Origin of the sequence: Lentzea sp. NPDC051213, assembly GCF_044455585.1 — a bacterium.
Classification (GTDB): Bacteria; Actinomycetota; Actinomycetes; order Mycobacteriales; family Pseudonocardiaceae; genus Lentzea.
In genome coordinates this window covers 480,452-493,628 of record NZ_JBITEX010000007.1, presented here as the reverse complement: position 1 = coordinate 493,628, position 13,177 = coordinate 480,452, and the positions used below count along the sequence as shown (strand labels likewise).

13 protein-coding genes are annotated in these 13,177 nt (G+C 67.9%); 5 read left to right on the top strand and 8 right to left on the bottom strand.

The genetic code is table 11. The features are described from left to right. Positions 1-132 precede the first annotated feature (132 nt). The 4 genes from ACIA8G_RS30990 to ACIA8G_RS30975 are packed head-to-tail and all read left to right on the top strand — an operon-like array spanning position 133 to position 4,870. Complete coding sequence (locus ACIA8G_RS30990) at positions 133-1,641, top strand: NCS1 family nucleobase:cation symporter-1 (RefSeq protein ID WP_396422214.1); 1,509 nt, start codon at positions 133-135, stop codon at positions 1,639-1,641. Further along, positions 1,638-2,480: a nitrilase-related carbon-nitrogen hydrolase gene (locus ACIA8G_RS30985; RefSeq protein WP_396422213.1), complete on the top strand. Its 843-nt coding sequence runs from the start codon at positions 1,638-1,640 to the stop codon at positions 2,478-2,480. The genes ACIA8G_RS30990 and ACIA8G_RS30985 overlap by 4 nt, the downstream gene beginning before the upstream one ends. Further along, entirely contained in the window at positions 2,477-3,862 is a 1,386-nt protein-coding gene (gene hydA, locus ACIA8G_RS30980) for a dihydropyrimidinase (RefSeq protein ID WP_396422212.1), read from the top strand. The genes ACIA8G_RS30985 and hydA overlap by 4 nt, the downstream gene beginning before the upstream one ends. Positions 3,863-3,877: 15 nt before the next feature. Next, a complete protein-coding gene (locus tag ACIA8G_RS30975; RefSeq protein WP_396422211.1) occupies positions 3,878-4,870 on the top strand; it encodes a TIGR03842 family LLM class F420-dependent oxidoreductase in 993 nt (330 codons plus the stop codon). 60 nt (positions 4,871-4,930) lie between these two features. On the opposite strand, the gene ACIA8G_RS30970 is transcribed toward ACIA8G_RS30975, so the two are convergent. The 8 genes from ACIA8G_RS30970 to thrS all read right to left on the bottom strand — a co-directional run bounded on the left by ACIA8G_RS30970 (position 4,931) and on the right by thrS (position 12,611). Beyond that, a complete protein-coding gene (locus ACIA8G_RS30970; RefSeq protein WP_396422210.1) occupies positions 4,931-5,854 on the bottom strand; it encodes an NUDIX domain-containing protein in 924 nt (307 codons plus the stop codon). A gap of 20 nt (positions 5,855-5,874) precedes the next feature. Further along, positions 5,875-6,987 carry a glycosyltransferase family 4 protein gene (locus tag ACIA8G_RS30965; protein WP_396422209.1) on the bottom strand — a complete coding sequence of 371 codons (1,113 nt, stop codon included), beginning with the start codon at positions 6,985-6,987 and terminating at the stop codon, positions 5,875-5,877. 13 nt (positions 6,988-7,000) lie between these two features. Beyond that, on the bottom strand, positions 7,001-7,903 hold the full coding sequence (locus tag ACIA8G_RS30960; RefSeq protein WP_396422208.1) for a phosphatidylinositol mannoside acyltransferase: 903 nt from the start codon (positions 7,901-7,903) through the stop codon (positions 7,001-7,003). Further along, entirely contained in the window at positions 7,900-8,502 is a 603-nt protein-coding gene (pgsA, locus tag ACIA8G_RS30955; protein WP_396422207.1) for a phosphatidylinositol phosphate synthase, read from the bottom strand. The genes ACIA8G_RS30960 and pgsA overlap by 4 nt, the downstream gene beginning before the upstream one ends. Positions 8,503-8,623: 121 nt before the next feature. Beyond that, positions 8,624-9,463, bottom strand: coding sequence for a helix-turn-helix domain-containing protein (locus ACIA8G_RS30950; RefSeq protein ID WP_396422206.1), 840 nt, complete (start codon positions 9,461-9,463; stop codon positions 8,624-8,626). Positions 9,464-9,752: 289 nt separating this feature from the next. Then, positions 9,753-9,932, bottom strand: a complete 180-nt coding sequence (locus tag ACIA8G_RS30945) for a hypothetical protein (RefSeq protein ID WP_396422205.1) — start codon at positions 9,930-9,932, stop codon at positions 9,753-9,755. Between the two features lie 70 nt (positions 9,933-10,002). Continuing rightward, on the bottom strand, positions 10,003-10,566 hold the full coding sequence (locus ACIA8G_RS30940; protein WP_396422204.1) for an HIT family protein: 564 nt from the start codon (positions 10,564-10,566) through the stop codon (positions 10,003-10,005). Beyond that, positions 10,563-12,611: a threonine--tRNA ligase gene (gene thrS / locus ACIA8G_RS30935; RefSeq protein ID WP_396422203.1), complete on the bottom strand. Its 2,049-nt coding sequence runs from the start codon at positions 12,609-12,611 to the stop codon at positions 10,563-10,565. The genes ACIA8G_RS30940 and thrS overlap by 4 nt, the downstream gene beginning before the upstream one ends. A gap of 264 nt (positions 12,612-12,875) precedes the next feature. On the opposite strand from thrS, the gene ACIA8G_RS30930 reads away from it, so the two are divergent. Next, positions 12,876-13,160 (top strand): hypothetical protein, encoded by a 285-nt coding sequence (locus ACIA8G_RS30930; RefSeq protein ID WP_396422202.1) that lies wholly within the window; start codon positions 12,876-12,878, stop codon positions 13,158-13,160. Positions 13,161-13,177: the final 17 nt, after the last annotated feature.

The following is a 13,177-nucleotide window of genomic DNA, read 5'->3' as shown; positions in this document are numbered from 1 at the left end:
AACAGAATGTGCGCCGATCATGACAAGCGTGGACACTCTGACACTGCCACACCCGCGGCACCGCACCCAGGATTCCGGGATGGAAACCGACCGGGTTGGGGTTGTTTCAGCAGCGTAACAGGGGGTTGAACGATGGCAGTCGAGTCCTCACCGCCCCAGGTCACACCTGACGGCCGAGTCGAACTCAGCGACGTAGGTCCCATCAAGGACAGCAGGTTCTTCAACCCCGAGCTCGCGCCCGTGCCGATCGAGCAGCGGACGTGGACGACGTACAACTTCTTCGCGCTGTGGATGGGCATGGCGCACAACATCCCCAGCTACACGCTCGCGGCCAGCCTGATCGCGCTGGGCATGGACTGGCTGCAGGCGTTCCTCACGATCACGCTGGGCAATCTGATCGTGCTCGTCCCGATGCTGCTCAACAGCCACGCCGGCACGAAGTACGGCATCCCGTTCCCGGTGTTCGCCCGTGCCTTCTACGGTATCCGCGGCGCCAACCTGGTCGCCCTCCTGCGCGCGTTCATCGCGTGCGCGTGGTTCGGCATCCAGACTTGGGTCGGCGGCAAGGCTCTGCACGTGATCGTCGGCAGGCTGGCGGGCGACGGCTGGACCAAGGCGTCCGAAGTGGGCGGTCAGCCGTGGACGTTGTGGTTGTGCTTCTTCGGTTTCTGGGTCGTGCAGATGCTGATCATCTGGCGCGGCATGGAGGCGATCCGGCGGTTCGAGAACTGGACGGCGCCGCTGGTCAGCATCGGGTTCCTGATCCTGCTGGGCTACGTGCTGGTGAAGGCTGGCGGTTTCGGGCCGATCTTCGACACCGGCAGCAAGCTCGGGTGGGGGCCGGACTTCTGGAAGGTGTTCTTCCCCGCGCTGATGGGCATGATCGCGTTCTGGTCGACCCTCAGCCTCAACATGCCGGACTTCACCCGGTTCGGTGGCAGCCAGCGCAAGCAGGTGACCGGCCAGATCCTCGGCCTGCCGACCACGATGTCGTTCATCGCGATCGTCGCGATCCTGACCACCTCCGGCGCGCAGGCGTTGTACGGCGAGGCGATCTGGGACCCGGCCGACCTCGCCAGCCGGTTCGACAACACGCTGCTGGTGCTGGTCGCGTTGATGTCGCTGGTGCTCGCGACGGTCTCGGCGAACCTCGCGGCGAACGTGGTCAGCCCGTCCTACGACTTCTCGAACGCCTTCCCCAAGCGCATCACGTTCGCGGTGGGCGGCCTGATCACCGGTGTCGTCGGCATCCTGATCCAGCCGTGGCGGCTGATCTCCGACCCGAGCATCTACATCTTCGCGTGGCTCGGGTTCTACGGCGGCCTGCTGGCGTCGGTGGCCGGTGTGTTCGTCGCCGGGTACTGGGTGATCAAGAAGACCGAGCTGCACCTCCAGGACCTCTACCTGGACGGCCGGGGCGCGTACTGGTTCAACGGCGGCTGGAACTGGCGTGCCGTGCTCGCGACGCTCGTGGGCTCCGTGCTCGCGGTCGGTGGCGCCTACGGTGGGCCATTTCCGGCCGACGGCTTGATTCCGTTCCTGAAGCCGCTTTATGACTACAACTGGGTGATCGGTTTCGCGGCCGGTTTCCTGGTTTTCCTTGCTCTCAAGGAGAACACCGCAAAGGAGAAGACCAGGTGAGCAACATCATCCGGGCGGCGCTCGTCCAGCAGAAGTGGACGGGCGACAAGGAGTCGATGATCGCGAACGCGGTCGAGCACATCCGAGTCGCGGCCTCACAGGGCGCGCAGGTGCTGTGCCTCCAGGAGCTGTTCTACGGCCCGTACTTCTGCCAGGTGCAGGACGCGGACTACTACTCCTACACCGAGGAGATCCCGGACGGTCCCACGACGCGGCTGATGCAGGAAGTGGCGGCACAGCACAACATCGTGCTGATCGTGCCGATGTACGAGGTGGAACAGCCGGGCGTCTACTACAACACCGCGGCCGTGATCGACGCCGACGGCACCTACCTCGGCAAGTACCGCAAGAACCACATCCCGCAGGTCAAGGGCTTCTGGGAGAAGTTCTACTTCAAGCCGGGCAACCTCGGTTACCCCGTGTTCGACACGGCGGTCGGCCGCATCGGCGTCTACATCTGCTACGAGCGCCACTTCCCCGAGGGCTGGCGCGCGCTCGGCCTGGCCGGCGCGAAGATCGTGTTCAACCCGTCGGCCACCAGCAGGTCCCTGTCGGAGTACCTGTGGAGGCTGGAGCAGCCCGCCGCGGCCGTCGCGAACGAGTACTTCGTCGGCGCGATCAACCGCGTCGGCGTGGAACCGTTGGGTGACAACGAGTTCTACGGCCAGACGTACTTCGTCTCGCCGCGTGGCCAGCTGGTCGGCGAGGCCGCGTCCGACACCGAGGAAGAGGTCGTCGTGCGCGACCTGGACCTCGACCTGCTGACCGAGGTGCGGGACACCTGGGCGTTCTACCGCGACCGCCGCCCCGACACCTACGAGGGCCTGGTGAACCCGTGAGCACCCTGATTCAGAACGGTCTGGTGATCAACGCGACCGGCTCGCACGCGGCCGACGTGCTGATCGAAGGCGAGCACATCGCCGCCCTGGTGACGCCGGGGTTCGAGGTGCAGGCCGACGAGGTCATCGACGCGGCGGGGAAGTACGTCATCCCCGGCGGCATCGACGTGCACACGCACATGGAGATGCCGTTCGGCGGCACCCAGTCCGCGGACACCTTCGAGACCGGCACGACCGCGGCGGCGTGGGGCGGCACGACGACGATCGTCGACTTCGCGGTGCAGCCCAAGGGTTCCTCCCTGCTGTCCACACTGGACAAGTGGCACAGCAAGGCGGACGGCAACTGCGCCATCGACTACGGCTTCCACATGATCATCTCCGACGTGAACGACTCGTCGCTCAAGGAGATGGAATCCTGCATCGCGCAGGGCGTGAACAGCTTCAAGATGTTCATGGCCTACCCCGGCGTCTTCTACGCCACGGACGGCGAGATCCTGCGCGCCATGCAGAAGGCCCGCGAGACCGGCGCCACGATCATGATGCACGCCGAGAACGGCATCGCGATCGACCAGCTCGTCGCCCAGGCGCTGGCATCCGGCCTCGGCGACCCGGTCCAGCACGGCCTGACCCGGCCACCGGAGCTGGAGGGCGAGGCCACCTCGCGCGCCATCCAGCTGGCGAAGGTCACCGGTTCTCCGTTGTACATCGTGCACCTGTCCGCCGCGCAAGCGCTTGACGCGGTGACGGCTGCCCGGGACACGGGCCAGAACGTGTTCGCCGAGACGTGCCCGCAGTACCTCTACCTGTCGCTGGAGGACCTGGCCCGGCCGGGCTTCGAGGGCGCGAAGTTCGTGGCGTCGCCTCCGTTGCGGCCCAAGGAACACCAGTCGTCGTTGTGGCGCGGACTCAGGACGAACGACCTGTCCGTCGTGAGCACCGACCACTGCCCGTTCTGCTTCAAGGACCAGAAGCAGCTGGGCGTCGGCGACTTCTCCAAGATCCCCAACGGCATGCCCGGCGTGGAGCACCGCGTCGACCTGCTGCACCAGGGCGTCGCCAAGGGCGAGATCACCCGCGAACGCTGGGTCGAGATCGTCTCGACCACGCCGGCCCGCATGTTCGGCATGTACCCGCGCAAGGGCGTGATCGCACCGGGTGCCGACGCGGACGTCGTGATCTACGACCCCGCCGCCACCCAGACGATCTCCGCCGAGACGCACCACATGGCCGTGGACTACTCGGCCTACGAGGGCTTCGAGGTGGCCGGCCGCGTCGACACCGTGTTCTCCCGCGGCCGCAAGGTGATCGCCGACGGCACCTACCACGGGTCGACGGGTCACGGCCGCTTCGTGTCCCGCGATCTCAACCAGTACCTCGTCTGAGAAAGGGCGTTATCCGTGGACTTCGGCATCGTGCTGCAGACCGACCCGCCGGCGCGGGACGTGGTGGACGGCCTCCGCGCCGCCGAGGACTGCGGCTTCCGCTACGGCTGGACGTTCGACTCCTGCGTGCTGTGGCAGGAGCCGTTCGTCATCTACTCGCAGGTGCTGGCCGCGACCAAGGACCTGATCATCGGCCCGATGGTCACCAACCCGTCCACCCGCGACTGGTCGGTGACGGCGTCGTTGTTCGCGACCCTGAACGACATGTTCGGCAACCGCACGGTCTGCGGCATCGGCCGGGGCGACTCGGCCCGCCGCGTGATCGGCCAGAAACCCGCGACGCTGGCGACGCTGGGCTCCGCGATGCACGTGATCAAGGAGCTGGCCGAGGGCCGTTCCGTCGAGCACCACGGCACCCCGGTGCAGATCCCGTGGGTGCGCAACGGAAAGCTCGAGATCTGGATGGCCGCGTACGGACCCAAGGCGCTGAAGATGGTCGGCGAACAGGCCGACGGCTTCATCCTGCAGACCGCCGACCCGGACATCGCGAGGTGGACGATCGGCTCGGTCCGCGAGGCCGCGACCGCCGCGGGCCGCGACCCGTCGGCCATCACGATGTGCGTGGCGGCACCGGCCTACGTGGGAACTGATCTCTCCCATCAGCGGGATCAGCTGCGGTGGTTCGGCGGGATGGTCGGCAACCACGTCGCGGACCTCGTTGCGCGGTACGGGGATTCGGGCGTCGTGCCCCAGGCCCTGACCGACTACATCAAGGACCGCGAGGGCTACGACTACTCCCACCACGGCAAGGCGGGCAACCGGTCGACCGACTTCGTGCCGGACGCGATCGTGGACCGGTTCTGCCTGGTGGGGCCGGAGTCGGCGCACATCGAGCGGTTGCAGGAGCTCAAGGAGATCGGTGTCGACAACTTCGCTCTGTATCTGATGCACGACGAGAAGGAGAAGACGCGCGACGCCTATGGATCGGCGATCATCTCCGCCGTCTAGCGGCCTGATGTCTGACGAGGTGACGTGGCTGTGCGCAACGGCCACGTCACCTCCTGACGGTCAGCGGACCGTGCGGACGTTTCCGTCCCACCCCGAACCCAGCGCAGGCAGCAACTCAGCCAACTGCACCGGATACACCGTGTCCTCGGTGGCCTCGAGTTCCTCAGCACTCCACCACCGATAGGCAGAGATGCTGGTCTCCTCAACGTCGTTGAACCCAGACGTATCAACAGAAACCCCGTCAACCGACGCGTAGAAGAACCACTCCTCCGCATCGAACGTCTGACCGTCAAAGCTGAAAACCGCACGACGACGCCAAACCGGCCCAGTCAACGCATCCGGCGCAAGCTGAACACCGGTCTCCTCAAAAGCCTCCCGCACAGCCGCGTCACGGAGATCCTCGCCATCCTCAACCCCACCACCAACGGTGAACCAGAACGACTCCTGCGGCCGAGCCGGATCAAAGCCCTGAAACAACAACACCCGCCCAGAGGCATCAGTCAGCACCACGCGCGCAGACGGCCGGGGCGTGAGCATGACGGCGTCGGCAGGCGAAGTGGGCTCGGCGATCTCGAAGTAAGACGGCTGCGGCGCCGTGCCGGACAGGCGCAGCCAGCGCGCGACACGGCGGCGGCGTTGCAGCAACGTGTCGCGGACGGCGTCGTTGTGCACGCGGCGGGCGAGCACGACGCGTTCCTCGGCGTCGGCGAGTTCGTAGGCCAGGGCGGGGGCCAACGAAGACCGGTCGACCGCGCCCAGCAGGCCGGAGAGCTCGTTCTCGGCGGTCTCGCGGTCGGCGCGCGAGGCCGACTCGGCGCGGGACGCGGCGGACGACAGTTCCGGGTCCAGCAGGGCTCGGGTCACCACGGCGCGGCGGGCCAGGGCGGCGTCCAGGGCGGCCCAGGCGGCGTCGGTTCGGACGTGGAGGCGGTCCAGGCGGTTCGCGATGGAGAGGATCCAGGCGGCCAGCAGCAGCGCGACCACTACCACGATCAGGACTGTGGTCATGCCTCGCTCACCCGGCGGGGATCGGCGGCGATGGCCGACTCGTAGACGCGCACGACCTGGCCGGCGACCACGGACCAGTCGAAGGTCTGGACTCGTTGCGAGGCCACGTTGACGTACTCGGCGCGCAGCGCTGAGTCGCGCAGGACCGAGCGCAGCGCGTCGGCCAGGGCGTGGGCGTCGCCCACGGGGAACAGCACGCCGGCCTTGCCGTCCTCCAGGACGCGGCGGAACGCGTCCAGGTCGCTGGCCACCACGGTGGTGCCGGCGGACATGGCCTCGGTGAGGATGATGCCGAACGACTCGCCACCGGTGTTCGGGGCTACGTAGACGTCGACGCTGCGCAGCATTCGGGCCTTCTCGACGTCGTCGACCTGGCCCAGCAGGTCGACGCGTGAGGCAAAAGGCCCGTCGAACGAGGTCTCGCCGCGGCCCACGACCAGCAGGCGCACGTCGGGGAACTCGTCGGCGATCAGCCCGAAGGCCTCCCACAGGATCGGCATGCCCTTGCGCGGCTCGTCGTAACGGCCGACGAAGCCGATGGTGCCGCCGGCGCGAGGGTATCCGTCCAAAGTGGACGCCGAGGCGAAGAAGTCGACGTCGACGCCGTTGGGGATCTCCACGGCGTCACCGCCCAGGTGCTCGACCTGGACGCGGCGGGCCAGCGCGGAGACGGCGATGCGGGCGGTGACCTTCTCCAGGAACGGCTGCAGGAAGCCCTGGAAGGCCGACAGCATCTTCGAACGCGGGGTCGAGGTGTGGAAGGTGACCACGATCGGGCCGTCGGCGACCACCAGCGCCAGGAACGACAGGGAAGGCGCGGTGGGCTCGTGCAGGTGCAGGACGTCGAAGGAGTGCTCGTCGATCCAGCGGCGGACCCGCGCGTACGAGACGGGGCCGAAGGACAGGCGGGCCACCGAACCGTTGTAGGGGATGGCCACCGCGCGGCCGGCCGACGTCACGAACGGCGGCAGGTTCTGCTCGTCGTCGGCGGGGGCCAGCACGTCCACCTCGTGCCCGAGGCCGATCAGGGCGCGCGCCAGGTCGACGACGTGCGCCTGCACTCCCCCTGGTACGTCGAGGGAGTACGGGCAGACGATTCCGATCTTCACCTTGGTACTGCCTTCACCGCGAGAGCCTCCTGGCGAGCGCGGCGCGGCGGCTCGCAGGCAGGTCGGCCAGCCAGAGCTTCTGCAGCATGTGCCAGTCCGCCGGGTGGGCGGCGATGTCCGCGGCGAACACGTCGGCGATCGCCTGCGTGGCGGCGGGAACGCTGCCGACCTTGATCGGCGGGTGGATGCGGAAGGTCCAGCCGTCCTCGGTGAACCAGCAGCCGACCGGCAGCAGGGCGGCACCGGTCGTCGCCGCCAGGTGCGCGGGACCGGCCGGCATCAGGGTCTGCTCGCCGAAGAACGTCACGGGGACACCGGACGAGGTCAGGTCGCGGTCCGCCAGCAGGCAGACGACCTTGTTCGCCCGCAGGCGCTCGGCCAGCACCGTCGCGGGTGGACGGTCGCCGCCGTTGGTGGGCAGCACCTCGAAGCCCAGCGTCTCGCGGAACTCCACGAACTTCCGGTACAGCGACTCGGGCTTCAGGCGTTCCGCGACGGTCGTGAACGTGCCGGAGTGGCCGACCAGCCAGACGCCCGCCATGTCCCAGTTGCCGCTGTGCGGCAGCGCGACCACCGCGCCGGTGCCCTCTTTCAGCGCGGCGTCGAGGTTCTCCTGCCCGCTGATCATCGAGTTGCACTTCTCGTAGGCGGCCTTGAGGTCCATCGACGGCAGGCGGAAGGCCTCGCACCAGTAGCGCGCGTACGACCTCAGGGAGTCGCGGACGAGCTCGTCCAGCTCCTCCTCGCCCGCCTGGGGAACGACGCGGCGCAGGTTCGTGCGCAGCTGCTCGACGCTCTCGCCGCCGCGCCGGGCCGCGTAGTCCGCGCCGAGGCGGAACAGCGACCGGGCCCACGACTGAGGCAGCAGGCGGATCAGGCGCCATCCTGCGGAGTACCCGAGCGTCGCGAGGCTCACGCGGCCTCCCGCGCCGACTTCGCGACGGCGAGGATGCGCTGGCCGACCGTCGCGACCGTCATGACCGCGAGCAGCCACAGGGCGATGTCCAGCAGGTGCGGCACGCCGAGACCCTGCACGCCGGCGCCGACCAGGGCGACGATGAACCGTTCGGCCCGCTCGGCGAGGCCACCGTCCGCGGCGAGCCCGGACGCCTCGGCGCGGGCCTTCACGTAGGAGATGACCTGCGAGGCGACCAGGCACACGAACCCGGCCACGGCCGTCCACCGCTGCCCGGTGTCGAACGCGTACCAGGTCAGCGCGGCGAACAGCGCGCCGTCCGCGATGCGGTCGCAGGTGGCGTCGAGGACCGCGCCGAACTTCGTGGGCCCCTGGGCGCGGGCCATCGCGCCGTCGATCAGGTCGAGCAGCACGAAGAACGTCACCAGCGCGCTGCCGAGGAACAGGTGCCCGCGGGGGATGAACCACAGCGCGCTCGCCACCGCACCGACCGTGCCGAGCACGGTGACGGCGTTGGGCGTGAGGCCACGCGCCAGCAGCCACGCCCCGATCGGATCGGTGACGCGCGAGACGGACGCGCGAGCGAAGATGTTCAGCATGGCGTGTCGCAGCCTAGCTGGACTGCTGAAACGCGCTGCTCGGGGGCAGTGTTTTGACGAGTAACCAGCGCGGCGCGGCGCTGCCCATGAAGCGCCGGGGCGCACGAGCCCCGCCCCGGCGCTAGCCGATCCTGCGGTGGTCCTCCGCGATCCGCTTGAGCAACGCCTGCAACTCCTCCCCCCGCACCGCCAGCCGTTCCAGCCGCCCGAACAGCGCGAGGTACTCGCGCACGTCCAGCGGATCGGTGATGGTGGCGTTGCCGGTCAGCACGCTGACCGTCACCACGCGCTCGTCGTAGATGTGGAACCCGTGCAGAGCCACCACGTTCGCGTCCGCCGACCACGGCACGACGCCGAGCCGGACGTTCGGGCGGCGCTGGATCGCGGCCAGGTGCTCGACCTGGTCCGCCATCAGGTCCGCCGAGCCCATCCGCCAGCGCAGCGCGCTTTCGGAGAGCAGGAACACGAACTGCTTCGCCAGGTCGTCCATCCGCGCGCGCCGGACCCGCAGTGCGCCGACCGCGGCCTCCTGCTCGGACGGCGGCATCGTCCCCAGCACGACCCGCAGGTAGGCCTCGGACTGCAGCAGCGAGGGCACCAGGTTGACCTGGAAGAACCTCGATGTCGCCGCCCGCGCCTCCACGCGACTGATCGTCTGCTGGTGGCGGTGCGCCCCTCGGTGCAGCACGACGCGGCGGGTCTCCGCCTCAGCGTGCAGCGACCTGGCGAGTTCGACCAGTTCGATGCGCGTCTCTCTTGTCGCGGCCAGTTCCGCGACAAGACGCTCCACATCCGTGACGGACGGGAGCAGCATGCCGTTCTCGATCTTCGACAGCTTTGACTGGCTCATCCCGGTGGCACGAGCGGTGGCCGTGCCGGTCATCTTCGCCTCGGTGCGCAACCGGCGTAACTCACGCGAAAGCCGTTCTCTCGCTAATCGCGAACGCTCAGGTGCGGTCATGTTCGCACCGTAACCATGTGTGCACGTTGAGACGATCGGCCATCGGCGGGGACTTGACTCGCAGTTGACACCTCCAGGTGGGTGATCTCACCTACCTGGAATCGCTTTGTCCTGGTGTTTCGTCTCGATCGGCTGACGAGAAACACCCAAAAGTTGCAACGGAATCTATTCCGCGCGAGGTGGAAACCTCACAGATTGTCCTGGGTGGACAACGTGGGTGGTTTTTGTCACTCTTTTGTCCAGGAATTGGTACGCCTTTCAATCAGGCGCGGCACCGGGGATTCGTCGACTAAACGGATCGTTTAGCGCGGAATACCGCGCGGACGCCGAACCCGATGGCGCCGAGAATCAGCACGATCCCGGCGAGTCCGAGGCCGGGCGCGTCGTCGTGGTCGGCGTACAGGACGGCGCCGACCCCGAGCGCGATGACGAGAACGCAACCCACCAGAGGCAGCAGAAATCGAGGCATAGATCGACTATCGCTAGCAAACTATCGAAAGTCAATAGGTAGCGATCGCAACTCGATCAGCGGACGGGTGTCAGTCGACGGCCTTCCAGCCGTCGGCCAGCAGCTGCCGCGTCTCCCCCAGCAGCTGCGGCAGCACCTTGGTGTGCCCGATGACGGGCATGAAGTTCGCGTCCCCGCCCCACCGCGGCACGACGTGCTGGTGCAGATGTGCCGCGATACCGGCGCCGGCCACCACACCCTGGTTCATGCCGATGTTGAACCCGTGCGGCGCCGCCACGTGTCGCGCCACCCTCATCGCCTTCTGCGTGAACGCGGCGAACTCCGCCGTCTCCGACACCGTCAGGTCCGCGTAGTCGGGCACGTGCCGATACGGCAGCACCATCAGGTGACCGGGGTTGTACGGGTAGAGGTTCAGCACGGCGAAAACCTCCGTGCCGCGCGCGATGATCAGGCCGGATTCATCGTCCAGTTCGACCACGCGGCAGAACGGACAACCTTCCGGCTCATCGCCGACGGCCTTCCCCTCGCCTTTCACGTAGGACAGGCGGTGCGGGGTCCACAAACGCTGCAAAGCGTCGTGGACCCCGATGCCGTCCTGACCGGTTAGCTCCGGCGCGGGGAAATCAGGAGTCACGAGAGCAGTTCCGCCGTGGGCGAGGTGTTCTCCCGGCGCTGCACCCACTCGACGATCTGCTCGACGGCCCGTTCCACCGGCACGCCGTTGATCTGCGTGCCGTCGCGGAACCGGAACGACACCGCGTTCGCCTCCACGTCCTTGGCGCCTGCCAGGAGCATGAACGGCACCTTCTGCAGGGTGTGGTTGCGGATCTTCTTCTGCATGCGGTCGTCCGAGGCGTCGACGTCGACCCGGATGCCCTTGCGCTTGAGCACGTCGCGCACCGCGAACAGGTGGTCGGCGTTCTCGGAGGTGACCGGGATGCCGACGACCTGGACAGGGGCGAGCCACGCCGGGAACGCGCCCGCGTAGTGCTCGGTCAGCACGCCGAAGAACCGCTCGACCGTGCCGAACAGCGCGCGGTGGATCATGACCGGGCGCTGGCGGGAGCCGTCCGGGCCGGTGTACTCGAGTTCGAACTTCTCCGGCAGCATGAAGTCGAGCTGGATGGTCGACATCTGCCAGGTGCGGCCGAGCGCGTCACGCGCCTGCACGGAGATCTTGGGGCCGTAGAACGCGGCGCCACCGGGGTCGGGCACGAGGTCCAGGCCGGACTCCTCGGCGACCGAGGCGAGCGTCGCGGTCGCCTCCTCCCAGATGTCGTCGGGGCCGACGAACTTCTCCGGGTTCTTGGTGGAGAGCTCCAGGTAGAAGTCGTCGAGGCCGTAGTCGCGCAGCAGGTCCAGCACGAAGTTCAGCAACGACTTCAGCTCGTCGCGGACCTGGTCGCGCGCGCAGAAGATGTGCGCGTCGTCCTGCGTCATGCCGCGGACTCGGGTCAGGCCGTGCACCACGCCGGACTTCTCGTAGCGGTACACCGAGCCGAACTCGAACATGCGCAGCGGCAGTTCGCGGTAGGAACGGCCGCGCGACTTGAAGATCAGGTCGTGGAACGGGCAGTTCATCGGCTTGAGGTAGTAGTCCTGGCCGGGCTTGCGGACGGTGCCGTCCTCGTTGAACTCCGCGTCGAGGTGCATCGCGGGGTACATGCCGTCGCGGTACCAGTCCAGGTGGCCGGAGACCTCGAACAGCTTGCCCTTGGTGATGTGCGGCGAGTAGACGAACTCGTAGTCCGCCTCGGTGTGCCGCTGCCGGGAGTAGTCCTCCATGGCCTTGCGGATGATGCCGCCCTTGGGGTGGAACACCGCGAGGCCGGAGCCGATCTCGTCCGGGAACGAGAACAGGTCCAGCTCGACACCGAGCTTGCGGTGGTCGCGGCGCTCGGCCTCGGCGAGGCGCTCCAGGTACGCGTCCTGCGCCTCGGCCGACTCCCACGCGGTGCCGTAGATGCGCTGCAGCTGCGGGTTGTTCTCGTTGCCGCGCCAGTACGCCGCCGCCACGCGGGTCAGCTTGAACGCCGGGATGTGCTTGGTGGTCGGCACGTGCGGGCCGCGGCACAGGTCGCCCCACACCTGCTCACCGGAACGCGGGTCGAGGTTGTCGTAGATCGTCAGCTCGCCGCCGCCGACCTCCATGACCTCGCTGGTGTCGACGTCGCTCTTGATGTCGACGAGTTCCAGCTTGAACGGCTCGGACGCGAGCTCGTCCTTCGCGGCGTCGATCGACTCGACGACCCGGCGGGAGAACCGCTGCGAGGACTTGATGATCTGCTTCATGCGCTTCTCCAGCGCCTGCAGGTCCTCTGGCGTGAAGGGCTTCTCGACCTGGAAGTCGTAGTAGAAGCCGTCCTTCACGGGCGGGCCGATGCCGAGCTTGGCGTCGGGGAACTGCTGCTGCACCGCCTGCGCCAGCACGTGCGCGGCGGAGTGGCGGATGACGCTGCGTCCGTCCTCGGTGTCCGCGGCGACGGCCTCGACCTCGACGTCGACCTGCGGGGTCCACGACAGGTCGCGCAGGTGGCCCTCGGCGTCCTTCACGACGACGATCGCGTCCGCGCCCTTGCCGGGCAGCCCGGCCTCGCGCACGGCCGTGCCCGCCGTCGTCCCCGCCGGAACCACCACGCGCGGCGGGTTCTGGGCGACTGCTGGGCGCGACTCGGACACGGTGACTCCTAGCTCGAAGTACAGGTTTCGAGTCAGATGTTATCGGTGCTCAAAACCGACTTGTCGATCGCGTCGAGCTAGCCGCCGGAACCAGACGCGCGGCGCGAGCGTCGTAACTCGACCGGGTGGTTACAGCTCACCGTCCAGCCACGCTCCTCGCTCGCGGGTCATACGCAGGCGGGTCTGAGTGTTTTTTCGGATGCGTCTTGGTGGGCCGGGCGAGCACGCTGTGAGCCCCGGCCCGCCGTCTCAAGGAGCTCCGACATGCCCGACCTGGTGGTCGAATGCCCGGTCCGCCTCACCGAGTCCAACCGGGGCGAACTGCGACTGCTGTACACCGACCTGCGCGACCACTACTCGCGCCGCGACGCCCGTGACGGCACGCGCACGGCGCTGCACTTCGTGTGGTCGGGCGTGCTCGATCCCGAACTCTTCGGCGCGACCTATGCCGACCAGCGGCACGTGTTCGGCGCGTCCCGGCCGATCGTGAACTCCGCGAAGGGCGTTGACCTGCCCGAATCGCTTCGGTACGGCGTGCTGACGGCCTGATTCGGCGGCTTCAGGAA

Coding starts and splice junctions, on each gene's coding strand:
- ACIA8G_RS30990 (WP_396422214.1), top strand. CDS start 133: ATGGCAGTCGAGTCCTCACCGCCCCAGGTCACACCTGACGGCCGAGTC.
- pgsA (WP_396422207.1), bottom strand. CDS start 8,502: ATGCTGAACATCTTCGCTCGCGCGTCCGTCTCGCGCGTCACCGATCCG.
- ACIA8G_RS30950 (WP_396422206.1), bottom strand. CDS start 9,463: ATGACCGCACCTGAGCGTTCGCGATTAGCGAGAGAACGGCTTTCGCGT.
- ACIA8G_RS30945 (WP_396422205.1), bottom strand. CDS start 9,932: ATGCCTCGATTTCTGCTGCCTCTGGTGGGTTGCGTTCTCGTCATCGCG.
- ACIA8G_RS30930 (WP_396422202.1), top strand. CDS start 12,876: ATGCCCGACCTGGTGGTCGAATGCCCGGTCCGCCTCACCGAGTCCAAC.